The 23,910-nt window shown below is 55.3% G+C and carries 16 protein-coding genes and 1 tRNA gene; 7 read left to right on the forward strand and 10 right to left on the reverse strand.

Annotated features, from left to right (window positions below; all coding sequences use genetic code 11):
• Positions 1–38 precede the first annotated feature (38 nt).
• Positions 39–1,763 carry a hypothetical protein gene (locus tag SFX18_17875; protein ID MDX1965020.1) on the reverse strand — a complete coding sequence of 575 codons (1,725 nt, stop codon included), beginning with the start codon at positions 1,761–1,763 and terminating at the stop codon, positions 39–41.
• 459 nt (positions 1,764–2,222) lie between these two features.
• Here SFX18_17875 and SFX18_17880 point away from each other — a divergent pair, with 459 nt between their 5' ends.
• The gene (locus tag SFX18_17880) at positions 2,223–3,857 is read left to right on the forward strand and encodes a hypothetical protein (protein ID MDX1965021.1); all 1,635 of its coding nucleotides are present in this window, start codon (positions 2,223–2,225) and stop codon (positions 3,855–3,857) included.
• A 170-nt stretch (positions 3,858–4,027) separates the two neighbouring features.
• Here SFX18_17880 and recJ read toward each other — a convergent pair whose 3' ends face one another.
• Positions 4,028–5,767: a single-stranded-DNA-specific exonuclease RecJ gene (gene recJ / locus SFX18_17885; protein ID MDX1965022.1), complete on the reverse strand. Its 1,740-nt coding sequence runs from the start codon at positions 5,765–5,767 to the stop codon at positions 4,028–4,030.
• A 110-nt stretch (positions 5,768–5,877) separates the two neighbouring features.
• Positions 5,878–6,042, reverse strand: coding sequence for a 50S ribosomal protein L33 (gene rpmG / locus SFX18_17890; GenBank protein ID MDX1965023.1), 165 nt, complete (start codon positions 6,040–6,042; stop codon positions 5,878–5,880).
• Positions 6,043–6,909: 867 nt separating this feature from the next.
• Here rpmG and SFX18_17895 point away from each other — a divergent pair.
• A complete protein-coding gene (locus tag SFX18_17895; protein ID MDX1965024.1) occupies positions 6,910–8,520 on the forward strand; it encodes a prenyltransferase/squalene oxidase repeat-containing protein in 1,611 nt (536 codons plus the stop codon).
• Between the two features lie 119 nt (positions 8,521–8,639).
• The gene (locus tag SFX18_17900; protein ID MDX1965025.1) at positions 8,640–8,921 is read left to right on the forward strand and encodes a DUF2442 domain-containing protein; all 282 of its coding nucleotides are present in this window, start codon (positions 8,640–8,642) and stop codon (positions 8,919–8,921) included.
• Positions 8,922–9,698: 777 nt separating this feature from the next.
• Here SFX18_17900 and purH read toward each other — a convergent pair.
• Positions 9,699–11,381, reverse strand: a complete 1,683-nt coding sequence (purH, locus tag SFX18_17905; protein MDX1965026.1) for a bifunctional phosphoribosylaminoimidazolecarboxamide formyltransferase/IMP cyclohydrolase — start codon at positions 11,379–11,381, stop codon at positions 9,699–9,701.
• A 154-nt stretch (positions 11,382–11,535) separates the two neighbouring features.
• On the reverse strand, positions 11,536–12,189 hold the full coding sequence (smpB, locus tag SFX18_17910) for an SsrA-binding protein SmpB (protein MDX1965027.1): 654 nt from the start codon (positions 12,187–12,189) through the stop codon (positions 11,536–11,538).
• A 157-nt stretch (positions 12,190–12,346) separates the two neighbouring features.
• Between smpB and lipA the strand changes: the two genes are divergently transcribed.
• Positions 12,347–13,297 carry a lipoyl synthase gene (gene lipA, locus SFX18_17915; protein ID MDX1965028.1) on the forward strand — a complete coding sequence of 317 codons (951 nt, stop codon included), beginning with the start codon at positions 12,347–12,349 and terminating at the stop codon, positions 13,295–13,297.
• A 233-nt stretch (positions 13,298–13,530) separates the two neighbouring features.
• On the opposite strand, the gene serC is transcribed toward lipA, so the two are convergent.
• Together serC and SFX18_17925 are read right to left on the reverse strand one after the other, a co-directional pair.
• Positions 13,531–14,619 (reverse strand): 3-phosphoserine/phosphohydroxythreonine transaminase, encoded by a 1,089-nt coding sequence (serC, locus tag SFX18_17920; protein MDX1965029.1) that lies wholly within the window; start codon positions 14,617–14,619, stop codon positions 13,531–13,533.
• Positions 14,620–14,706: 87 nt separating this feature from the next.
• Positions 14,707–14,790: transfer RNA gene (locus SFX18_17925), tRNA-Leu, on the reverse strand.
• 370 nt (positions 14,791–15,160) lie between these two features.
• On the opposite strand from SFX18_17925, the gene speA reads away from it, so the two are divergent.
• Positions 15,161–17,080 (forward strand): biosynthetic arginine decarboxylase, encoded by a 1,920-nt coding sequence (speA, locus tag SFX18_17930; protein MDX1965030.1) that lies wholly within the window; start codon positions 15,161–15,163, stop codon positions 17,078–17,080.
• Positions 17,081–17,294: 214 nt separating this feature from the next.
• On the opposite strand, the gene SFX18_17935 is transcribed toward speA, so the two are convergent.
• From SFX18_17935 to SFX18_17945, 3 genes are all read right to left on the reverse strand, one after another.
• Positions 17,295–17,987 (reverse strand): transposase, encoded by a 693-nt coding sequence (locus SFX18_17935; GenBank protein MDX1965031.1) that lies wholly within the window; start codon positions 17,985–17,987, stop codon positions 17,295–17,297.
• Between the two features lie 317 nt (positions 17,988–18,304).
• Positions 18,305–19,798 (reverse strand): DUF1501 domain-containing protein, encoded by a 1,494-nt coding sequence (locus SFX18_17940; protein ID MDX1965032.1) that lies wholly within the window; start codon positions 19,796–19,798, stop codon positions 18,305–18,307.
• A gap of 192 nt (positions 19,799–19,990) precedes the next feature.
• The gene (locus SFX18_17945; GenBank protein MDX1965033.1) at positions 19,991–21,001 is read right to left on the reverse strand and encodes a PEP-CTERM sorting domain-containing protein; all 1,011 of its coding nucleotides are present in this window, start codon (positions 20,999–21,001) and stop codon (positions 19,991–19,993) included.
• Positions 21,002–21,488: 487 nt separating this feature from the next.
• Here SFX18_17945 and SFX18_17950 point away from each other — a divergent pair, with 487 nt between their 5' ends.
• Both SFX18_17950 and SFX18_17955 read left to right on the forward strand, forming a co-directional pair.
• Positions 21,489–22,775 carry an adenylosuccinate synthase gene (locus SFX18_17950; GenBank protein ID MDX1965034.1) on the forward strand — a complete coding sequence of 429 codons (1,287 nt, stop codon included), beginning with the start codon at positions 21,489–21,491 and terminating at the stop codon, positions 22,773–22,775.
• A 162-nt stretch (positions 22,776–22,937) separates the two neighbouring features.
• Positions 22,938–23,684: an isoprenyl transferase gene (locus tag SFX18_17955; protein ID MDX1965035.1), complete on the forward strand. Its 747-nt coding sequence runs from the start codon at positions 22,938–22,940 to the stop codon at positions 23,682–23,684.
• Positions 23,685–23,910: the final 226 nt, after the last annotated feature.

The raw sequence follows: 23,910 nt of genomic DNA on the forward strand, positions 1-23,910 counted from the left end.
TCCCATCAAAGCCCGTCGTGGCTATTTACCCGGGGCTGTTATTCCGTGGTGCGTCCGGTCGCCACATCAAAGGCGTCGATGGCGGGGATCAGCATGGCTAGCGTGCCAAAGCCATAAATTCCCACGGTGAGCAAAAACACATGCACCACGCCGCCGGATAGAAAAAACATAAATAACAAAAAGGTGCCAATGGGGCATAAACAAGACGCTAAGGCAATCGCCGGCGAGGGATTGCGCAGCCCCAGCGCGGCATACATCCCGACTCCGCCGCCGGCCATCACCGCCGAAAACGCCACCAGTTGAATCTCGAGCGAGGTATTCCCAAACGCGATCAAAATCCGCATGCAAATGCCGATTCCCACCAGTAAAAAGAAAATTGTCCCCAGGCTAACCGCGATGGCCGTGCGGGAATTGTCATAGGTCAAGCCGACATGCACGCCCAACATGGCGGCAAAAGAGACCAAAGTAAGCAACCCCAGGGAGAGATAAATCAAACTCGCCGTATTGCACCACCCCGTCAACCACAATCCCGCAATTAACGCCAAGGGTAACAATATCAATTCCTTGGCCCCATAGGCGATCCCCAGCAGTTTGCCATAGATAAATTCTCGCGGGGACAGGTCCGTCACCAAAAGCAAATCCAGCGCCCCCAGGTCTTTTTCATTGCTGAGCGAATTGACCGCCAAAGCGTTGATGAGAATCAAGCTAAGCATGAGCAAGGGCCCTAGCATCACCGCCAGCGTTTCGCGGGTGGGGGCCATTCCCCCCGCCCGAGTCGCCAACGCCCACACTACCGCGGCAAAGACCATTCCATACACGGCCTTGACCCAGAGGATTTTTTTTCCATAGGCCCAGGTGCGCACTTCGCGCCAAAGTATGGGATTGGCCCAGACTGGGCGGGTTTTTCCCGGTGCGGCATGGATATCGCGGGGGCTGGCCGTCTGATCCGGGGTCGTGGTTTCCTTGAGGTTGGCGGGCACAATCTCGCGCGGGGGATTCCATACCCGCAACCGCCAAATGGCAATCCCGTTGAGCACCAGCGTCCCAGTCGCGGCAAACGCCACATAGGCCCAGACCGGCGAGCCAACATAGGGCCAGGGTTGGCGTTCCAACCCCAGCGGTTGCAAGGATTGCCCCAGCGCGGCAAAAGGGCTAAACGTTGCGGCCCAGTCCGCGGTGGAGTAACCGCGCCAGGACTCCCCCAGCAGACCACTAGCCACCGCGCTCCAAAACCCCAGCCATATTCCGATGGTGAGCAAGGTCAGGGCCAGGCTGAGAAATGTTTTTTCCCGCCACAGCGCCAACAGCGATCCCAGGCTGGCGGTCAAGAGCGCGGTTAACGCCTGAATGCCCAACATTACCAATAACTGATACAGTGAAAACCCGCCAAACCCCCGCAGCAGCATGAATAACGGCACTGTCGCGGCCAACGCCACCGCCAAGGGCAACAGCGTGGCCAGTAATCGTCCCAGGACCAGCTCGGAATTACGCAAATGTGTCAGCAGCAGCAAGATCAGCGTGCGGCGGTCTTTTTCTTGCGCGACGTTGACCGCCGCCAGGACCGCCGGAAAAAACACCGCCAGCGACAGTTGCAGCCAGGCCAAAAGGGGGACGATGGTCATGCCAAAACGGGCGGAATCGGCGGGGGTGCGCAATTCCTGTGTTCCCGCCAAAAGCAACCACGCGGCCAAGAGCAACAAGAGTAGCGTCCCCAGGTAGATGAGGGGAAGCGCATAAAACTTGACGCGCGTCGGCGCGGTCAAAAATTCTCGCGTAAATATCGGGCCAATCAGCATAGACGTGCGGAAATACCCCCCCCGGGACAACATCCGCCAATAATCGTCGAGGCGGGAGGACTTATCGTAACTTCAGCCGAATTGTTCTGGCAATCCGGGCGGGAGCCGCAAAACGGGCAAATATTTCCGAATTTGCTTCCCCGCACTGATCCTTGGGCGAATCCGCCTCGTAGGTAACGGTGGAGGGAAAGGGTTAAACCCCCGCAAAATTGGTATATTGAGATAAATCTCCAGACTTTTCGGGGCTAGCCAGGAAATTCCCTCCTTTTCCCTAGAGTCGCCGCTGTTGTTCCGGTAAGCTAAAATGTGTTGATTGAACGACTTTTGCCGAGAGCGGGGAGAAACCTACCGGAGCCATTCTGATATAACGCACCCTTTGCAAGGGTGGCATGTTCTTTCATTTTCCTTCAGTTTCCCGACACGCACATGATGAACAAGTTTTTCCAGGCACAGACCTCTAATTTTGTGCATTTCGCCTTACCTTCACCCGCTTCCTTGCGTCACGCCGCCCTGGGCTTGTGCCTGGCGGGAGGGGTTCTGGGAGGCGGAATAAGCCTGTTTGCCCAAGCTCCCAAGGGAGAAACCGCCAAGGGCGCGACTCCGGCAACCCCCCCGGCGGCAACCACTCCCGCAACGGGAGCGACTCCCCCCGCTGGTGACGCTAGCCCAGAAAAATTCTCGGCCAAAAATCTATTGGCCAATGACGTCGCGGACGCCGACACCCCGCAATATCAAAAGGTCAATGAGGCAATCGCCAAGTTCTTGGCCCGCGATCTGGAGGGCGCCCGCAAATTGCTGAGCGAGGCGAAGACCGCTTTTCCCAAACTGCCGCCGGAAGAAGTGATGTTGGCCCGGCTGTTGGCCGCCGCCAATGCCGCCCCCGCGGCTCGTGCCGAATTAGAGCAAGCGGTACGCACCGCCCCCACCGACCCCGAAGCGTATGTCCTGTTTGGCCAGATTGCCCTCAGTGAACGACGCGTCACCGACGCCGACTGCATTTTGGACCGGGCTGGCAAATTGATCGAAACCTATAGTGACAATCCCATTCGGAAGGCAACCCTACAAAAGGCCTACCTGAGCGCGCGGGCGTTGGTCGCTGAAAACCGCAAGCAATGGGGTGAGGCCAAGCAACACCTGGACGCCTGGATCGCCATGGATCCCTCCAGCAAGGAATCCGCCCCGCACACCCGCTTGGGGGCGGTGCTGTTTCAGTTGGGTAAACTCAAGGAATCCTGGGAATCCTTTAATAAAGCCGCAACTTTGGACAAAAACGCCATCTCGCCAAATCTAGCGATTGCCATGATGTATGAACAAAGAAAGGATCCTTTAACTTCACAAATGGATGTCAAAGAAGCTAAGAAAGCTTTTGAGCTTGCGCTCAAGGAAGACCCCGCCCTCAATAAAGAACGTTTGCTGCGGAGCCACATTCTGGCCACACAATGGGCAATTGCAAAAAACGACCTGGACTATGCCAAGGCCGTCTCCAGTAAAGCCTTGACCATTGATCCCGCTTCCCAGGACGCCCAATTGCAAGCGGCAATCCTGGCCCGCTTTACCCGCGATCTGGACCGGGCCGAAAAACTGCTGGACGATTTGCATGACCGCTATCCAGGCAACTTTCAGGTGGCCAATCAACTTGCCCTGGTCCTGGCCGAGCAAAACGACGCCAACAAACGCCGTCGCGGCGCCGAACTGGCACAATTAACATTTAACGCCAACAACAAGCAAGGGACGCAACCGCAGCTCCTTGGCGAGGCGCTGACCGCGGTCGCGGTGACTCAATACAAGCTGGGGAACATTCAAGAAGCCGCCCGAATTTTGCAGCAATTGGCGAATAATAATGCGCTCAATTCCGACAGTGCCTATTATGTGGCGCGGATTTTGGCGGATAGCTCCAAAAATCTGGAAGCATTGAATATCCTGGAAAAAGCATTATCAGAACCGGTGTTTGTCAACAAGAAAGACGCCCAAGAACTATTCGAAAGCCTGAAGAAAAAAGTGGAATCAGACGGTCCAGGCAACGCCCCCAAGTCCGACACCAGCAAAGCGAGCGGCAAGTAGCTTTGGACGCCCCGCACTTTGATTAAATCACGACTTGCTTTCCACCTCGCGGCAGTTACCGCGAGGTTTTTTTGCGCGGGGAACAACTGCGCGACATCGCGAAATTAAAGGGGCAAGGGGACACGTGAACCGCTATGGCGAGCGAATATTGCTATTTACCCCGGTGACCTTTACTGGCCCTGCCAATCCGTAATTTGAATTTCCACTGAACGCCGCCCCTGAAATTCATTAATTACCGGCCGAAATGCCAGTTGCACCGGTCCCCCATGCGCCTGCAGGGCTTCGGCCCATTCCCCCGCGCCAAAGGCTACCCCCCGGATGCGGGTCCCATGCTGAACCAGCCGGAGGGAAAGATGCCTCCCGTCCCCCCCCATCCGCTTAGGGGGTTCGATCAGTTCCACGTCACTGGCGCACAGCATCGGCCGGGTGTTTCCATGGCCAAAGGGGGCCAGTTGTTCCAACTGTTCGACAACTTTCATCGTCAGCGCGCTGAATGTCGTCTCGGCATCGATTGACAATTCCGCCGGACCGGAGGCGTGGGCAAATTCCGCCGCGATTTGCCGGACAAAAGCCTCGCGAAAATTGTCCACTTGCGCCGGGTCGATCTTTAGCCCCGCCGCCGCCGCGTGGCCGCCATGAGTCAGTAAATATTCCGCGCATGCGGCTAGGGAATGATGCAAATTCACGCCGGGAACGCTGCGCGCCGAGCCTACCCCCGGTTTGATTCCCATTTCGTCCAAGGCGATCATCACGACCGGCCGATGAAATTTATCCGCCAGCTTTCCCGCAACGATTCCGATCACGCCGGGATGCCACTCTTTTCCCGCTAAGACCAACGCCGCGTCCCCCACGGGGTCGTACTGCTCTTGGGCTTGTTTGAGCGCGGCCAGATAAATGCTGCGCTCGATGCTGTCGCGGCTGCTGTTGAGATCATGCAAGTATTCCGCCAACGCCGCGGCGCGTTCGGGGTTGGTGGTGGTCAGCAGCTCCACGCCCAGCGTGGCCTGCCCCAGCCGCCCGGCGGCATTCAGTCGCGGAGCTATGTTAAAGCCGATATCCTCGGCGTCGAGTTGCTGCTTTTGTCGCAGCTTGGTCAGGGAGAGCAGCTTTTCCAAACCCAGAACGGGATACTGCAGGATGCTGGTCAAGCCATAACGAACCAATACGCGGTTTTCGTCGATGAGCGGCACGACATCGGCCACCGTGCCAATCGCCGCCAACCCAACCGCCTGCAACAGATAATGCCGCAGTTTTTCGGTTACTTTCTTGGACTGGCTGGCATGTTGGCACAACGCCCAGGCCAGCTTAAAGGCGACTCCCGCGCCGCATAACTCGCCAAAGGGATACGCGCTGCCCGGCAGGCGGGGATGGACAATGGCGTGCGCGGCGGGCAGGTGTTGGCCGAATTCATGATGATCGGTAATGACCAGCCGCAGGCCCAACTCGCGGGCGGTATCGGCCAATTCCCAACTGGCAATCCCGCAATCGACCGTGACCAATAGCTTTGTCCCGCGGGCGGCCAGTTGACGAATGGCATCCTCATTTAGCCCGTACCCCTCGTCCAGTCGATTTGGGACGTAATAGCTGACAACAGCTCCCAATAATCGCAAACAGTCGTACAAAATCGCGGTCGCGGTCATGCCGTCGGCATCATAGTCGCCATAGACCACAATCGGCTGCTGGGTCGCAACCGCCGCCATGATTTCCTCTACGGCGTTCGGGATTCCCGGCAATTCCGCCGGGTCGCGCAATTGGGTGAGCTTGGGATCCAGAAATTCCCGCACTTGCCGCGGATCGATAATCCCCCGGCAAATCAAGAGTTGCGCCACCACCGCCGGGATTCGCGCCGATTGCTCTAAATCGCGAATCCGCGCGGCATCATGCGGAAACTTGCGCCAGATCTTGGGCATGACATCCGTGTCCTAATAATAAAGGGTATGCCTTTGCGCGCGGTGGTAAATCGCGCTACCAAGCGAAGTGCAACAGCCAGTGGCCGAAAGCAAATCCAGCCCTAACAAGCTTATTTTTTCTTTTCGTTATGCAGGGTGTGTTTGCGCAGCCGAGGGGAATACTTTTTGATTTTCAGCTTTTCTCCCCCCGTTTTGCGGCGCAGGGTGTAGTTGTAGTCGCCCGACTCTTCGCAGACGAGAAACACGACTTCGATCTTCTTTTTACTTTTGGCCATTAAAATCACTCACGGAAAAACGAATGCAAGAGAATTAGCAAAATCGCGGCAAAGTTCCGAGCGGTACGTCCCACGCCAGGACCAACCCCGGTCATGGTCAAAAATTTGGTAATCTCTGATTTAATCAGATGAAGTGGCAATTTTCCAGGGGAGAGCCTGAGAAAGCCATCAAAGGGAGCGCAGCGACGCAAAGTCCAGCTTAATAGTGGGAAATAGACTGATTTCCCCAGACGCCCAAGGAGGAGTTCTTTTTATGGGCAATTTTGCAAAAGTTTGCGGTGGAAAGCTAATTAAAATCGCGCAAGCTTATACTATTTATAGACTTAGATAAAAAATCGTTGTTTCTGGATATTCTGGAAAAGGGAATAATTTTTTACCATTGAGGCGAAATGATTTATAACAAGTTTGCAACAGGCAATACTCCTGCCTGCCATGACGGTTTGGTCTGCTATGAAATCAGCCTCCCTGACGGTAGCTGTTTTTATTAACGCCCGTCCTAGGGGACGTTGGATTAGTCGGGTTTTGGGCGGATGGTACCTACTTGGCATTTTGGGGAAAACTATTGCAATCTGACTTGCATGCATTATTGTAATGTTTTGGGGGGTAATCTGTTACGGCATTTTCAGTTGCCCCTCCTATTCTTAGTTTAGCGCAGTTTCATTGCACCAGTAAAAACCGCTGGGCACGGAGCCAAGTGTTATGACGCCTCAACCCTCCTCCGCAGTTCCCGTGAACACCCCCAGCTCTAAATTACCGCAGGGGGTCCCAGTGGCCACACCTATTACGGCTACTCCGGCCATGGTCGCCGCATCTGCGCCATCTGCTGTCGCTACCTCGTTACCTCCCGTTGCTACCGCGGTTCCGGCTATGGCTAATGGGGTTCCTGCTGTAGCCACTCCTACCTCGGCCGCCAGTCGTGCCGTCCCCGTCAAGGCTGCGCCTGCTAATCCTTTGGGACTAGTCACCCGCGAAGATGAAGAAGATTCTGGAGTTGACTGGAATACTTTGATTCCCAGTGCACTCAGCAGCATGGTGGTGCATATTGTGTTCGTGTTGGTGCTGGCTCTCTGGGTGACGCCGGTTAGTGTAGAACAAAAAACGATTATCACGGCCAAGTCCGAAGAAATCCAAGAAATCGAAGAGATCGCCGACGAACCGCTGCCAGAGATTGAAGAAAAAACCGCTGAATTTGATATTGAGGCGGAAGAAGTCGTCACTGATCCGTCTCCCGTGGAAAGCACGGATTTGTCCGAATTGCCAAGTATCTCCGAAGAAGTCAGCCCCGACATTGCGGGAAACACTTCTGACTTTTTAAATCCCACCGGTGATCAAACGGCGATCCTTTCCAATAACAAAGCCAGCGGCGCGGGGAGTGCATACGCCGGTCGGACGGCCGGTGGTCGTAAGGGAATGGCCAAAAAAGGAGGCGGTAACGACCAAAGCGAAGACGCTGTCGAAAAAGGTCTGAAATGGATTGCCTCGGTCCAGGGGGCTGACGGCGGATGGAACTTTGACTTTGCCAAAGTCAACAAACCCGGCGTGACCAACTCTGGCGATGCCGACCGCGCCCGCAACGGCGCGACCGCCATGGCGCTCTTGCCATTCTTGGCCGCGGGCTACACCCATAAGGAAGCCAGCAAATACCAAAAGACCGTCTATGCCGGCCTCGAATTCCTGAAGGCCAACTACAATAAAAAGTACACCAATCTGGCCACGGGCGTGATCAGTTGGCATGAGGAACAGGGGACGATGTATTCTCATGGGCTAGTCGCCATGACCCTGTGCGAGGCCTATGGCATGACCAAGGATAAATCCCTGCTCCCCTTTGCCCAAGGGAGCCTGAATTTTATCTCATACGCCCAAGATCCCGCCAAGGGGGGCTGGCGTTATGCCCCGCGGGAAGCCGGTGACACCTCGGTGGTGGGCTGGCAACTAATGGCGCTCAAAAGCGGTTTGATGTCCTACTTAAAGGTTGATCCCAACACGATCAAGCAAGCGATTGTGTTCCTGAATTCAGTCTCCGACGAGAAAGACTACCGCGCCTATTATGGCTACACCGGCCCCGGCAAGGGGAACGCCACCACGGCCATTGGGCTATTGTGCCGGATGCATCTGGGTTGGAAGGCCGACAACCAAGGTCTGGCGGAGGGGGTGCAGTACCTGAGCGACTTAGGCCCTAGCAAAACCAATATGTACTTTAACTATTACGCCACGCAGGTGCTGTATCAGTTGGGCGAAAACCCCGTGTATAAAGAAAAATGGGATAAATGGAACGCCGCCATGCGGGACAAGCTGATCAAAGAACAAGCGACGGACGGCGCCAACGCCGGGAGTTGGTTCTTTGGCGGCGGGGACCATTCGACTGATCGGGGGGGGCGGTTGTACACCACGTCACTGGCATGCTTGACGCTAGAAGTCTACTATCGCACCGCCCGCTTTATGAACCGCGAAGCGGTAAACGAAGGCTTTCCGCTGTAGGAATGGCACTGTAAGTTTGGCGATATAGAGTTTTATTGAAATTTAGAATCTAGCGTTTCACCCGCCGATGCCATCGGCGGCTTTGCTAGTCTGTTTTATATGTGGGACGCTTTTTCAACATGAAAATCCTACACGTCAAGGCACTCGAACATTATCGCCTGCACGTAGTTTTTGAAGATGGTTTAGCAGGGGAATTGGACTTAGCTCATTTTGCGGGGCGCGGCGTATTTAAAGTTTGGAATGAGCCGGGTTTTTTTGAAAAAGTCACTATTAGCTCCCAGGGGGCACTCTGCTGGCCGGGCGAACTTGATCTCTGCCCGGATGCCTGGTATCTCCAGATGACTGGGAAAACGGCGAAGGAGCTCTTTCCTTCTCTCAATGACAAATTTTCTCATGCCTGAAATATCTCGATTTTACGGCATTGTTATTCAAATTTACTATGGCGATCATCAACCTCCGCATTTCCACGCAAATTACTCTGGCCAACTGGTAAAAGATTGCGATTGAAAGCAAGGAACTTCTAGAGGGAAATCTACCTCCACGAGCACTACGCTTGATCCATGATTGGGTTGATCAGTATCGGCAAGAATTGCTAGAGGCCTTTGCGGCAGCAGCAAATTTGCAACAGCCTCATCGAATTGCGCCCCTCGAATAAATTTATTAATGCCAATTATTTTCATTAAGAATGTATGGGCGATTCAGCAATTTCCAGTGATCGAGTCTATTGTCAATTTATTTATGTGATTTACGCTATTGGCAGGTTAAAGTAAAGAGCCTTTATCTTAATAAGATAAAGCCGCTTTACCTTAGCTTTTCGATTGCCACAAACCACTACTATTTAGGTACTGGTGACTAATACTAATCGCAAGTACTCATAGCGCGGTTTTTACCCAGTTTACCAAGGGATTCCGCAACTCCGTTGGAGTATTAGTTCACTGGTTTTGTTCTTTTTCCCAGGGTTGTTCGCTACGCTCCAACCCGTGGGCTTTGTTACCCAGTATTACCATTGAACAGGGCGCGTTGCGGTACCCCCTCTCCCTCTGGGAGAGGGTCGGGGTGAGGGAATCTACCGCAACGCGGTTGCGTCATTCGGAAATAACCCAGTAATACTGAATGCCTTCATAAATTGCTAGCCGCGCTACATTTAGCTAGAAAGTGTATAATTCACACACTAAATATTAGTGCTTGAAATGCCGTTTTCCTGTCAAAATAAGCGGGATTCCCGCCGCGTCGCAGGCCGCGATGACCTCGGCATCACGTTTGGACCCGCCCGGCTGGATGATCGCCCGCACTCCTGCGGCGGCGGCCAACGCCACCGAGTCCGCAAAGGGAAAAAACGCGTCCGACGCCAGGACGCTCCCTTCCGCCCGTTCTCCCGCCTTGCGAATGGCGATCTCCACGGCATCCACCCGGCTCATTTGTCCCGCCCCCACGCCAAGCGTCATTTCCCCTTTGGCCAGCAGTATCGCGTTGCTTTTGACGTGGCGCACGATCGCCCAGGCAAAGCGCAAATCCCGCAACAAATAGTCTGCTGGCTGCGTGGCGGTCGCCACCCGCCAAATTGCCGGGTCATCCGGCAGCGTGTCCGCCTCTTGGGCCAACCAGCCGCCATCGATTTGCCGCAAACTTTCCCGGACCGTTCCGGGTTGTGCGGCTTCCCCCATCCCGGCCACCCAGGCACCGGACCCTAGGGCCAATAGCCGCACGCTTGTCCGCCATTTGGGCTTGGTGGTCAGCAATTCAAGCGCCGCGGGTTCAAACGCGGGGGCGATGATCGCTTCGACAAAGCGGTCCGGTTCGCACAGCATTTCGGCGGTAGCGATGTCGACCGGACGATTAAAGCCCAGGACCGATCCAAACGCGCTGACGGGGTCGCCATCCCAGGCGCGGCGGGCCGCGACGGATAATTGAGCGTGCTGGGCGGCCCCGCAGGGATTGTTGTGCTTGATCACCACGGCGGCGGCTTCCGGCAGCATGCGAACAATGCTCCAGGCCGCGTCCAGATCGAGGAGATTGTTATAAGACAGCTCTTTGCCATGCAGCTTTTCCGCGGTGAGCAAGGTCCCGGGTTGGGTGGGCATGTTCCGATAGAGTGCGGCGGATTGATGGGGATTTTCACCATAGCGCAGGGATTCGACCCGCGCGAGCGACAGGGTTAATCGCTCGGGCCAGATGGTCGTCTCTGCGGCGGTACCCGTGACATTGGATGCCGTCTCCCCCTCGACCGGGTTAACGGCGGCGGTGCGGGTAAAATAAGCGGCGATATGCGAGTCATAATCGGCGGTCAGGGCGTAGGCCGCCTGGGCCAGTTCCCGGCGCAGGGCCAGGGAGGTTCCCCCGCGCGCGGAAAACTCCGCCGCGATGCGGCCATACTGGCCCGGAGCGGTGGCTACGGCGGTGTAAACATGGTTTTTGGCCGCTCCGCGAATCAGGCTGGGTCCGCCGATGTCGATATTTTCGATGGCGAGGGCGTCCGTTACGTCGGGCCGGGCAATCGTTTGGGCAAAAGGGTATAAATTGACCACGACCAGGTCAATAAGCGGGATATTGTGCTGACGGAGCGCGGCTTGATGCTCGGGGAGATCCCGCAACGCCAAGATCCCTCCGTGCAACCGGGGGTGCAGCGTTTTGACCCGGCCATCCAGCATTTCGGGGGATCCGGTGTAATCCGCGACATCGATCACCGGCAGGCCAGCGTCACTTAACGTTTTATGCGTGCCGCCCGTGCTGAGCAGTTCCACCCCCCCCGCAACCAGTGCCCGGGCCAGTTCGACCAGGCCGGTTTTGTCACTCACACTCAACAGCGCGCGGCGGATGGGAACCACATCGGGAGGATTCAATTGGTGAACGGCGTGGGACATGGGAATGCAAAATTTAGAATGAAGAATGCAGAAGGCAGAATGAAAATACGGGAATGCGGAATTTTCCCTGATCCGCTCATTTCTGTCCACTCCCCACCGCCCACTACCCACTCCCCACTATCCACCGCCCACTGTCCACTATTCAATATCCACTCTACTTACCCCGGCGCAGCGCCCGCTGCATATCGCGCTGGGCGTCGGCTTTTTTGAGCGAATCCCGCTTGTCATGTTTTTGTTTACCCCGGCAAACGCCGAGCAGCACCTTGGCCCGGCCCCCTTTGAAGTACATTTTGAGCGGGACCAGGGTAAAGCCCTTTTGATCCGACTTGGCGGCGAATTTTTGAAGTTCGCGTTTATGAAGCAGAAGTTTGCGGGGGCGTTTGGGCTCGTGGTTCCAATGGTTTCCCTGGCGATATTCCTTGATCTCGACATTCACCAGCCAGACTTCGCCCCCCTTAATCCGGGCAAATCCATCCTCGATCGTGACATGCCCCGCGCGCAGGCTTTTGACCTCGGTGCCGACCAGGACGATGCCGCATTCCAGCGTGTCCAGCACAAAATATTCAAAGCGGGCCTTGCGGTTCTCGGTGATGGTCCGTTCGTTGTCTTTTTGCTTCTCTTCGGAAAGCTGCCGCTCCGCTTTTCCCGTGGACTTGGCACCGCCAGATTTGCCGCCGGTATCCTTGGTTGAAGCTTTGCCAGCGTCCCCTTTGCCAGCATTCCCCTTCCCCGGGGGCGCGGCCTTGCCCGGTGCGGGAGCCCCTTTGGTGGGGGATTTGCCGGATTGTGGGAGTTTTTTTGCGGCCATGGGACAGGGGGGAAACGGTACCGCCCACAATCCACTTAATTCTACGGGGCGGTTTTGTTACACTTAAAAGCTGTTCGTAACATTAGCATAACATTCGGCAGTGGCCCCCGGTAAGGGCGTCCCTGACCGTCTGCAAATTATCCCCCTGCTCTTTCCGATGCAATTTCCCCTGACCATCGTGCAGGCTCCCTCCCCTGCCTCCCAACAGTCGGATCAGACTGTCGCCTGTGGATCGGCCAGTCCCCTTACCACAAGTGGCCCCCGCCTTCCTTCGTGGCTCAGGCGCAACCTTCCCCCAGCCAGCGCTTTTGGCTATACGGCAAATTTGATCGCCGATCTGCGGCTAGAGACCGTGTGCGAAAGCGCCAAGTGCCCCAATCGGCTGGAATGTTGGTCTAGCAAAACCGCGACATTCATGATTCTAGGGAATGTCTGCACGCGCCCTTGTGGTTTTTGCTCGGTCCCCAAAGGAAAAACCGAGGAACTGGAACTGGACGAACCGGACCGCGTGGCGGAAGCGGCCGAGCGACTGGGCCTGCGGCATGTGGTGATCACGTCGGTCACGCGGGACGATCTACCCGACGGCGGGGGGGAGCATTTTTATCAGTCCGTGCTGGCGGTCCGGCGACGCACGGGAGCCACCGTCGAGGTCCTCACACCGGACTTTATTGGCAAACCCCACGGCCTGGCGCGGGTGGTCGAATCCGCCCCCGAAGTCTTTAATCATAATACCGAAACCGTCCCTCGGTTGTACCGCTCCGTCCGGGGGCGTAAAAGCGATTACGCCTGGACGCTCGAACTGCTGCGGCGGGTCAAACGCCAAAATCCCGCCATCCAGACCAAAAGCGGTCTGATGCTGGGTCTGGGTGAAACGCGCGAGGAGTTGCTGGATGTGCTGGCCGACCTGCGCGATGCCGATTGCGACTTTTTGACCTTGGGGCAGTATTTGCAGCCGACACTGGAACACCTGCCGGTGGTGCGGTACGTGCCGCCTGCGGAATTTGATGAAATTGGCGAACAGGCAAAAAAAATGGGCTTTAAGCAAGTGGCCAGCGGTCCATTTGTGCGCAGCAGTTACCACGCGGCGGAAATGGCGCAGACGGTGTAGTTTCAGCCCGCAGCGTCACTCAGCCCGCAGCGTCACTCAGCCCGCAGCGTTAGCAAGGGAACAACCTCAACCCGCCGCGTCAGCCAGGGAGCACGCGTTCGAACATAGATTTGACAGATTACGCAGATTTTCTCAAATCTGTCATGTAGCGGAATTCGCCAGAATTCCGTTTCCCCCAGCCCGCAGCGGGCTACAATTCCCTGGCTAACGCGGCGGGCTGAAATGCAGTTGCGCTACGCGTGTTGCCCGCGAAATTCGACCATCCAGTCACGCAGCAGACGCACGCCCTCGAGCGGCATGGCGTTGTAAATGGAGGCCCGCATCCCGCCAACCGAACGATGCCCCTTGAGTTCAAACAGTTGCCGCGCTTCGGCCCCCTTGATAAACGCTTTTTCTAGTTCCTCGCTGGGCAGGCGAAAGGTCACATTCATGAGCGAACGGCAGTCGGTGGCGGCATGCCCCTCATAAAATTTGCCGTCTAGCACTTCATAGAGCAACTGACACTTTTCAACGTTGCGGGATTGCATCTTGGCCAAGCCTCCAATGTCATTTTTTAGCCATTGCAGGACCAATTGAAACACATAAATGGCAAAAACGGGGGGTGTATTAAAGACCGAATCATTTTTGCTAAAGGTCCGGTAGTCCAGCATTGTCGGTAGACCAGCGGGAATACGTTCCAGTAGATCGTCGCGGATGATGGCGATGGTCACCCCCGCGATCCCGGCGTTTTTCTGCGCGCAGGCGTAGATCAGGGCGTATTTGCTGACATCCAGCGGACGGCACAAAAAGTCGCTGCTCATGTCGGCAATGAGCGGGGCAGCGCCAAAGTCGGGATTGGCCGGAAATTGCACCCCTTGGATCGTCTCGTTGGTGGTGATGTGCGTGTAAGCGGCTTGCGGGCTAAGACGGACTTCCGCCGCCGGGGGGAGGTGGTTGTAATTGGACTTTTTACCATCCCAGGCCACATTGACCGTCCCTTCGCGCTGGGCCTCGGCCACGGCTTTGCTGCCCCAGGTCCCCGTCACCACATAATCCGCTGGCAAATTTGTCCCGCGTAAAAAATTCATCGGCAGCATGCTAAACTGCAGATTTGACCCCCCCTGCATAAACACAATTTGATAATTCGCGGGTATGCCCAATAATTCCCGCATCAGGCTTTTTGTCGTGGCGAGGACGCCATCAAACCATTTGTGCCGGTGGCTGATTTCCAGCGGGGATATTCCGATTCCCGGCAAGCCCAACATGTCCCGTTGGGCCTGCTCCAAGACCGACAAGGGCAAAACGGCCGGACCCGGGGAAAAATTGAACACGCGGGGGGTCATGGGTGAGGCTCCTGGCGGGCGGAAAAATACGCGCAAATTAGCAAAAAAAGCCGCAATTCCCGCGTTTTGCGGGGAACTGCGGCCTAGTGCGGATGAGAGGAGTTGAACCTCCACGTCATTTCTGACACAAGAGCCTGAATCTTGCGCGTCTGCCAATTCCGCCACATCCGCGGGAAATGCACTTCCTAAAAGAATAAATCAGTCGCCGCAGGTTCGCAAGCGGGGTGCCCCGGGGAAGATTTTTTGCCAGTGCGGCGATATTGTCCCTGGAGGCAATACTTGTTGGATCAATGGTGCCAGCCGCGCGGTGGTTTCCCCCGCGGCCTGGTACTGTTCATCGCCGTTTTAAAGGGGTGGCCACTATACGTTGCCGCCAAAATCCAGTTAAATAAGAAATTCTTTGGCCAAAGCCGCCGATCTGGGATTTTTTTGCCAGTTTTAGAGAAAAAAAGCCTTTCCGCCAGCCGCCGCTGCGAATAATTGTTATCCAGCGGGTGAATACTTTGCACACCTACTCTTTTCTGCCGGAGAACCAGCCGACATGATCGATCTCGAGGTCAAACCTTGGACCGTGGCGGACGCCAAAGAACTTTATGACATCGCCCGCTGGGGGAATGGCTATTTTTCCATTAACGAGCTGGGGCACGTCACGGTCCTGCCAAATAAGGACCCCGCCCGCGCGATCGATCTCAAGCAACTGGTCGACCATCTGCAATTGCGGGGGATCGATCTGCCGATTTTGATTCGCTTTGCCGAGATTCTCAAGCACCGCTTAGGGGAGATTCACGGCGCGTTCCAGTCCGCCATGCAAGAGCACAAGTACCAAGGCTCTTACTGCTGCGTGTACCCGATCAAAGTCAACCAGCAACGCCAAGTGGTGGAGGAAGTGCTGCAGTTTGGCCGCCCCTACAACTTTGGCGTCGAGGCGGGGAGCAAGCCGGAACTATTGGCCGTGGTCGCCATGACGGACAACACCACCCCGATCATCTGCAACGGCTTTAAGGACGCCGAATTCATCGAAACGGCCATGCTGGCCCACAAAATCGGTCGGCGGATCATTCCCGTGGTCGAGAAGTACACCGAACTCTTGATGATTTTGGAATACGCCGAAAAAATCGGCGTGCGGCCCAACTTTGGCATGCGCGTCAAGCTGGCCGCGCGCGGCAGCGGGCGCTGGCAGTCCAGCGGCGGCTACCGCAGCAAATTTGGCCTGACGGTCAGCGAAATTGTCAAAGGACTGGAAGAACTCAAATCCCGCGGAATGGAAGACTGCTTTAAACTGCTGCATTTCCATCTGGGGAGTCAAATCACCAATATCCGCTATATCAAGGGAGCTCTCAACGAAGCCGCCCGCATCTATACCGAACTCAAACGCCTGGGAGCGGGCCTGGAATACATGGACGTCGGCGGCGGGTTGGGTGTCGATTACGACGGCTCACAAACGAACTTTGAATCGAGTGTGAACTACACGCTGCAGGAATACGCCAACGACGTGGTGTACCACATTCAACGCGTTTGCGACGAAACCGGCGTGCCGCATCCCACCATCGTCAGCGAAAGCGGCCGCGCCGTCGTGGCCTACCATAGCGCGCTGGTTTTTGGCATTTTGGGCGTGTCGGAGCAAGGGGAAAATGGTTACACGCCCAAGCTGCCCGACGAACCCGAACAGCCGCTGGTCGACCTGATGGAGGCGTACCAGGGGGTGACCGTCCGCAATTTGCTGGAAAGCTACCACGACGCGCAGCAGGCGCTGGATATGTCGATGAACCTGTTCACCGGCGGGTATCTGCCGCTGGAACAGCGCTGCATTGCCGAAGGGCTGTATTGGGCGATTTGCCACAAGATCAAACGCCTGACCGCACAACTGGACTTTATCCCCGAGGAACTCGAAGGGCTGGATTCGCTCCTGAGCGATACTTACTTTTGCAATTTTTCGCTCTTTCAGTCGATCCCCGACAGTTGGGCGATCAAGCAGCTCTTTCCCGTGATTCCCATTCACCGCCATAATGAGCGGCCCATGCGCAATGCCGTCCTGGGTGACATTACCTGCGATTCCGATGGTAAAATCGATCAGTTTATCGACCGCCGCGATGTCAAGCGGACGCTGCCGCTACACAATTACGTGGGCCAGCCCTATTACCTGGGAGCCTTTATGATCGGGGCGTACCAGGAGATATTGGGCGATCTGCACAACTTGTACGGCGACACCAACGCCGTGCATGTCAGCCTGGGGGATGACGGCCAGGTGGTGCTGGAGCACGTGATCAAGGGGGACACTGTCCGCGAGGTGCTGGATTATGTCGAATACGACCCCAACCATCTGGTGCGGCAATTACGGGACTCGGTCGAATGCGCTGTGCGCGAAGGTAAAATCAGCTACGAGCTAGCGGGGAAGTTCCTGAAATACTACGAAGAAGGCTTGCAGGGCTATACGTACCTGGAAGAGCCGGAAACGAAGTAAGCTGGTAGCGACTTTGAGTCGCCAGTGGCCCGTAGTGGCGACTTTTAGTCGCCAAAGCGTTATTACCGGGTTAGCTCAGCCGCTTTCGTTTGGTTATTTTCTTCCGCATCGCGACCATTCCACGCACTTCACGGCGAGGGAACCTCGCCGCTACGTAGTGGCGACTTTCAGTCGCCAAAGCGTTTCGCTGCGTAACTTTTACCAGATTATCATTTCACTCTCTAAAGGATGTATTGGCAACTTGATAAAGGCTAGTCTTATGAATGTATTCATTTTGTCGTAACTTTGCCTTCTTTGGGTTTTGCGCAATATAATTTTGAAAAGCGATCAATTGATCAATATCCCGCACAATATGATCATAACTTTCTTTTTGCCAAAATTTTCCGGATTGCCCGAGGAAAGAGTTTGCGAATTTAGCCGTATGGGTTTTAATCGATTGCAACAACCTCTCTAATGCAACTCCCTCCATAGGCGTCATTAACGCGTGGACATGATTAGGCATGATCACATAATCACCTGTTAGAACTCTCTGATTCTGAAAATAGGTTAATGCATTTGCTACGCTTTTCGCAATTTCCGGCTGCCGCAGTGCGCACGAGCCATAATTCATGTCAAGTGAATCATTAATGAAGACACCCAGCATTCTTTCGAAAGCGCGTTTTTCGGCGGAGGATAAACGCGCGAATCTATCTTTCCAAGAGGGATCCGTTGGATCGATTTTTCGGGCAAGCAGCCATGTCTCCCGTCGGCATTTTAATTCTTGTTGAAGTTTAAGAGGCAGAGCATCTGCCAATCGAAATGTAACAAAATATGTGCATTTATCTTGACGCCAATGAGGTAATATCCCATGCCGATAAATAGTAACTTTTCCTGACTCATTAAAACCATAAAATAGAATGGGAGTCATGTGAATACTCTTTGCTAAATCTGATGATTAATCTCGAGATTAAGGATTTCCCCGGCGAGGGAACCTCGCCGCTACGTAGTGGCGACTTTCAGTCGCCAAAGCTTTTTTTACCGAGTTAGCTCAGGCGCTTTCGTTTCGTTATTTTCTTCCACATCGCCACCCGTTTCCACACTTCACGGCGAGGAAACCTCGCCGCTACGTAGTGGCGACTTTTAGTCGCCAAAGCGTTTTTACCGAGTTAGCTCAGACGCTTTCGTTTGGTTATTTTCTTCCGCATTGCGACCATTTCCCCGCTCTCCGGCGACGGGATTCCCTTGCTACACAATCTCCTCAATCACTCGCGCCGGTTCCACGCCCGTCAGTTTGGCGTCTAGTCCCTGGAATTTAAAGCTCAGCTTGCGGTGGTCGATTCCCATCTGCCGCAAGAGCGTGGCATGCAGGTCCCGCACATGAATGGGTTGCACCGAACGATAGCCCAATTCGTCTGTTTCCCCAAACGAAACTCCCGGTTTGATCCCGCCCCCCGCCAGAAACACGCTAAACGCCAAGATGTGATGGTCCCGCCCATCCCCCTGCGCCATGGGCGTGCGGCCAAATTCGCCTCCCCATAGGATGAGGGTGTCTTCCAGCATTCCCCGCTGTTTCAGGTCGAGGATCAGCGCCGCCGTCGCCCGATCCACGTCTTGCGCGGCGTCCGTGTGGTTTCCTTTGATATTGCCATGCGCGTCCCAGGCCCGGTGATACACCTGGATCATCCGCACGCCCCGTTCGGCCATCCGCCGGGCCAACAGCACATTCGAGGCGAATGTGCCATCCCCCGGTTGCTTCACGCCATACAGATCCAAAATGTGTTTTGGCTCTTGCGTCATATCGGTCAGTTCCGGCACCGAGGCTTGCATTTTGAACGCCAGTTCATACTGCGCAATGCGCGTTTCGACCTCCGGGTCCAGGGTTTCCGCCGCCAGCAACCCATTGAGCCGCTGCACTTCCTCCACGACCTGCCGCTGCGTGCTTTGGCAAATGCCCGCCGGATTACCCAGGTAATGGACCGGCTCTCCTTTGGCTTGAAAGGAGATTCCCTGAAACTTGCTGGGTAAAAAGCCCGCCGACCATTGCCGCGCGCTAATCGGTTGCTGGCCCGATCGTCCCTGCGACGTCAGCACCACAAACCCCGGCAAATTGTCCGTCTCCGCCCCCAACCCATACAAGAGCCACGACCCCATACTGGGCCGCCCTTTGATGATCGAGCCGGAATTCATAAACGCGTGGGCGGTATCATGATTGATCTGTTCGGTCCGCATTCCGCGCAAGATGCAAATATCGTCGGCGATTTTGCGGATTTCCGGAAAAATCTCGGCGATCATTTGCCCCGACTGTCCCGCGGGCGAAAACGGCGCAAAGCTCCCCCGTGCGACTAGCTTGGTGTTTTGCAGTTGGGCCAATTGCTGGCCCGCCGTGAAAGATTCGGGAAAGGGCTGACCGTCCAGTTTGTTTAACACGGGTTTGTGATCCAGGGTATCCACGTGCGAAGGTCCCCCGGCCATGTACAGGTGAATGATCCGCTTGGCCCGAATGGGAAAGTGCGGCTCGGTAATGACACCCATCCAGCGGCCTGCGGGAGCAGGGGCTGGCATGCTGGCGGCGTGATCAGTCATGGGAATGCTTTCTGTCGCGGGATCCGCGCCCCGCGCTGTGCGTAATAACGCCGGATTCAGCAGGCAATTGAGCGCGGCCAACCCTAGCCCATAGGCCCCTTGGTGCAAAAAGGAGCGGCGCTGCAGTCGATGCACGATTTTATTCTCTGGTTTCATGGGTAGAGCGTGAAAATACAATGAGTGGTCAACAAGCAAATTTATGGCAATGCCAGCAATTGATATTTGCGTTGCAGGCTGGTGAACCTTATTTAAGCATACGCAAGGTACCAGGCCAATAAAAAAAGGCCGCAGCCAGATTGTTTCTGACGACGGCCTAGCTTTGCACTTTCTGTCATTCTGACAGCGAATTTAGCCCCGACGACGACGCCAGATCAATCCCCCGAGCGCCGCCATTGCCAACATGGCGTAAGTTGATGGTTCGGGAATTGTAAAGCTAAAATCATCAAAAAAGTTTTTCCCGCCTAAACCCGCAAAGAGTCCATCCTCAAGCTGCCATTGCAACTTGGTAAAATTTTGCATCGGTTGACCCATGGGCGTACCCGCGGGGACCATGGTGCTCCAGGTGTTGGTGTTGACCACATAATAATCCACGCCAAAAGTATCAGTATTCAAGTCCAGGCTGATCCGCATCCCGTCATAGTTCAGTTGGTTGGCCACGATCGATGTCGGCACCCAGGGATTTGAAGAACTATCCCGCCAATAGACCGAGTTATCGCGGGCGTAACCCCACTGCATGCCAACATTCCCCACGCTATCCACCAAGGACATGGTGAATTTTTCGCGGGGGACGGTTCCAGGAACCGGGGTGTCCCCCGGATTGGGGCAAAAATAAAACTGCATCAGAACAATACCGCTGTTCACGCTGGCTGGTGTAGGCCCGCCAAAATCATAGGTATCCAACGAATAATCATATATCATTGCCCCGGTCCCCAGGGGGGTGTCATTGCGTAGGGCCAGAGCCACGCCATCTGTTGGGCGGCCCATAAAGTGGTCCCCGACGATATAGGCGGCGACGGCAGTGGCAGGATTGGTGGGATAAGGAGGCCCGCCAGACACGACGGCGTTGCGGTTAGCCGCTGTGGCAAAATACCCACCAACCGGGCCGACAACTTTCCATAAGCCGGTATCCGCGTTAATTGAGGCAAATCCCCCGCCACCGGCGTTAATTCCTGATGCCCCGGCATTGTAGATTGACACATCCCCTAGGATGGTGCCGCTGTTCAAATGATAGCCGTCATTCTGATTAAAGCTTCCCAAATAGGCCTCAGCCGTCGTGATTCCCCCGTCAATGACATGCCAAGCCAAAGCGCAACCAAGCGCCAATTTGCAAAGAGACCGCCAAAATGTTGTCCGTTGCACGAGCGTTCCTCCCAAGATGATAAGAAAAAAAGCGAAACCTTCAACTGTTGCAATCTTAATGAAACTTTAACTTTACCGCAACGATTTGGTAAGAATCGTAAACAACTGATTATTGCGGCTAAATATGGTAAAAAACGGAATTCCGCCAACACAGGGTTTAATATTAGACTCATAATATATATTGACGATGTACGATCTATCCCGGAATTCAAAAATTCCAAAATCAAGACAGCATATTTGCCACCTAGCTACTGGTGATTAATGCTCCCCTACGTCAATATCACACTCTATTTCCTCGGCAGATAATGCCAGCCGTGCTCCCGGGCAACCCTTGTGAGCAGTCGCTCTAACTCATAAAATACGTTGTTTTGGGCGTGTTCCGGGCTTTTCACTGAATGTGGCGACAGAAGTTTCCGGGCATGGAAACCCCCTTTTTCAACAGATTTTCCCCCATTTATCCCGTTTTTCCCCGAAAGGTGGCTCTCTCGTGCCCGCGACGTGTGTGATTGGTTTGCAGTGGGGCGATGAAGCCAAGGGAAAATTGGTCGATCTGCTGACCGAACAGCATGACATTGTCGTTCGCTATCAAGGTGGGGCCAATGCCGGCCATACCGTGGTGGCGGGGGATCAAACCTACAAACTCTCCCTGATCCCCAGTGGTATTCTTAATCCCCGGGTCATCTCGGTTGTCACAGGGGGCGTTGTTCTCAACCCGCCCAGCTTATTGGGCGAGATTGACCAACTCGTTGCCCGGGGCGTGCAGGTCGGCACCAATCTCAAGTTGAGCGACCGTGCCCATGTTATTTTTCCGTGGCACATGGCCGAAGATCGGGCGATGGATGCCAGTGTTTCGGGGGGCGAAGCGATCGGCACAACCCAGCGTGGCATTGGGCCGTGCTACCGTGATAAAGTGGGTCGATCACACGCGATTCGCCTGGGGGATTTGTACCGAGCGGATTTTCGTGACAAGGTGGAGCATATTGCCTTAGCGAAAAACCGATTTTTGCCCCTTTGGAGCGGACCCGAGACGGAACCTCTCGATCCCGCAAAAATTCACGCCGAATACCTGGGCTATGCCGAACGACTGCGACCCTATGTGGCCGACACCACCACATTTTTACTGAATGCGGTGGAAGCGGGGCAGCGACTGCTGTTTGAGGGAGCCCAGGGGGCGTTGCTGGACATTGACCATGGCACGTTTCCGTATGTGACCAGCAGCAATAGCTCGGGCGTGGGCGTGTCCAGCGGCTCTGGTGTCCCCGGAAAATGGATCAACAAAATTCTGGGCGTGGTCAAGGCGTACAACACCCGTGTGGGGGGGGGACCGTTTCCCACCGAGCAAAATAACGAAATTGGCCAACATATCCGCGACAAGGGGAACGAATATGGCACGGTTACGCGCCGTCCCCGTCGCTGCGGGTGGTTTGATGTGGTCGCCGCGCGCTACACCGCGCGATTGAGCGGGGTGGACGCCCTGGCAGTGATGCTGCTTGACGTCCTGAGCGAGTTGGGCGAATTGAGGGTTTGCACGGCCTACGAGATTAACGGCCAACGAGTAACGGATTTTCCCAGCCAACTCGAAGATTTGCGACTGGCCAAACCAATTTACGAGACCTTGCCCGGTTGGCAAAAGGAGATTACCGGGGTGCGGCGGTATGAGGATTTGCCAGCCAATGCGCAGGGATATTTACAGCGTTTGAGCGAGTTGGTGGGCCAGCCGGTGGAGGTGGTCTCCGTCGGTCCCGATCGGGAACAAACAATCTGGCGGCAATAAAAGGATGCCTCTCACTCCGTGAGAGGGACTGTTATTGGCGGCCAACCTCCCTTACCAACCAATTTACTTTTTCAAATACACCTTCAAAGTTTGCACTTTTCACGCAGGACTGCGTCCTTATTTCATCGCACGGGAGTGTGATGATACCTTCCTAACATCATTATGACCGCGACTGATTCCGCCGCCACACTGGAAATACCGCGTGATCGACTGCCGCGGCATGTGGCGATCATCATGGATGGCAATGGCCGCTGGGCGCAGCGGCAGGGCTTGCCGCGGATTGAAGGGCACCGGCGCGGGGTGGCCAGCGTCCGCCGCATCACCGAGGAGGCCACCCGCATCGGGTTAGAGCAAATCACCCTGTACTGTTTATCCAGCGAAAATTGGAAACGTCCCCGGCATGAACTGGACTTTCTGATGCATCTGCTCGAACAGTACATGATTGAAGAGCGGGCCACGATCCTGGCGCAAAATATCCAAGTCGCGGTGATCGGTCGCCGCGAAGGCCTGCCGGAAAGCACCCTGCGGGAAATTGATAAGACAATTGAACTGTCCGGGGCCAATACCGGCCTGCGGCTGTGTCTGGCGATCAATTATGGGGGACGAGCGGAAGTCCTGGACGCCGTGCGCCGCATCGCCGCCGACTGTCTGGCCGGAGAACTGCAACCCGCTCTCTTGCAAGAAGATGATTTTGCCCGTTATTTATATACCGCTGGCATGCCCGATCCGGACTTATTGATCCGTACGGCGGGAGAACGACGTATCAGCAATTTTTTGCTTTGGCAAATTAGTTATGCCGAGATTTGGGTGACCGAGCGTTGCTGGCCTGAATTTGCCGAAGCCGACCTGCATTCGGCCCTGGCGGACTTTGCCAGTCGCGACCGCAGATTCGGAGGATTAAACACGTGATGGCGTGGCGACATGATGTTCACGACGAGCAGCTTGGCATTTTGAGCTTTAACTGTTGAACTGCGTGATTGAAATCCGCATCGGCGACTACAAGTCGCCGCTACGCAGCGGCGAAGTTCCCTCGCCGATAAAAGCGAGAAAGAGTGGCGAGCCTACAATTGTTTGGGATTGAGTAAACCCTAACCAATGAAATCCGCGTCGGTGACTACAAGTCGCCGCTACGAAC

It is taken from the genome of Pirellulales bacterium (assembly GCA_033762255.1).
In the GTDB taxonomy this organism is placed as follows: domain Bacteria; phylum Planctomycetota; class Planctomycetia; order Pirellulales; family JALHPA01; genus JANRLT01.

What these genes read in the sequence shown, in the direction of transcription:
- serC (MDX1965029.1), bottom strand. Translation starts at nt 14,619, where the DNA reads ATGACCCCCCGCGTGTTCAATTTTTCCCCGGGTCCGGCCGTTTTGCCC.
- SFX18_17895 (MDX1965024.1), top strand. Translation starts at nt 6,910, where the DNA reads ATGGCTAATGGGGTTCCTGCTGTAGCCACTCCTACCTCGGCCGCCAGT.
- recJ (MDX1965022.1), bottom strand. Translation starts at nt 5,767, where the DNA reads ATGCCCAAGATCTGGCGCAAGTTTCCGCATGATGCCGCGCGGATTCGC.
- rpmG (MDX1965023.1), bottom strand. Translation starts at nt 6,042, where the DNA reads ATGGCCAAAAGTAAAAAGAAGATCGAAGTCGTGTTTCTCGTCTGCGAA.
- SFX18_17935 (MDX1965031.1), bottom strand. Translation starts at nt 17,987, where the DNA reads ATGACTCCCATTCTATTTTATGGTTTTAATGAGTCAGGAAAAGTTACT.
- lipA (MDX1965028.1), top strand. Translation starts at nt 12,347, where the DNA reads ATGCAATTTCCCCTGACCATCGTGCAGGCTCCCTCCCCTGCCTCCCAA.
- SFX18_17940 (MDX1965032.1), bottom strand. Translation starts at nt 19,798, where the DNA reads ATGAAACCAGAGAATAAAATCGTGCATCGACTGCAGCGCCGCTCCTTT.
- SFX18_17880 (MDX1965021.1), top strand. Translation starts at nt 2,223, where the DNA reads ATGATGAACAAGTTTTTCCAGGCACAGACCTCTAATTTTGTGCATTTC.
- purH (MDX1965026.1), bottom strand. Translation starts at nt 11,381, where the DNA reads ATGTCCCACGCCGTTCACCAATTGAATCCTCCCGATGTGGTTCCCATC.
- speA (MDX1965030.1), top strand. Translation starts at nt 15,161, where the DNA reads ATGATCGATCTCGAGGTCAAACCTTGGACCGTGGCGGACGCCAAAGAA.
- SFX18_17900 (MDX1965025.1), top strand. Translation starts at nt 8,640, where the DNA reads ATGAAAATCCTACACGTCAAGGCACTCGAACATTATCGCCTGCACGTA.
- smpB (MDX1965027.1), bottom strand. Translation starts at nt 12,189, where the DNA reads ATGGCCGCAAAAAAACTCCCACAATCCGGCAAATCCCCCACCAAAGGG.
- SFX18_17955 (MDX1965035.1), top strand. Translation starts at nt 22,938, where the DNA reads ATGACCGCGACTGATTCCGCCGCCACACTGGAAATACCGCGTGATCGA.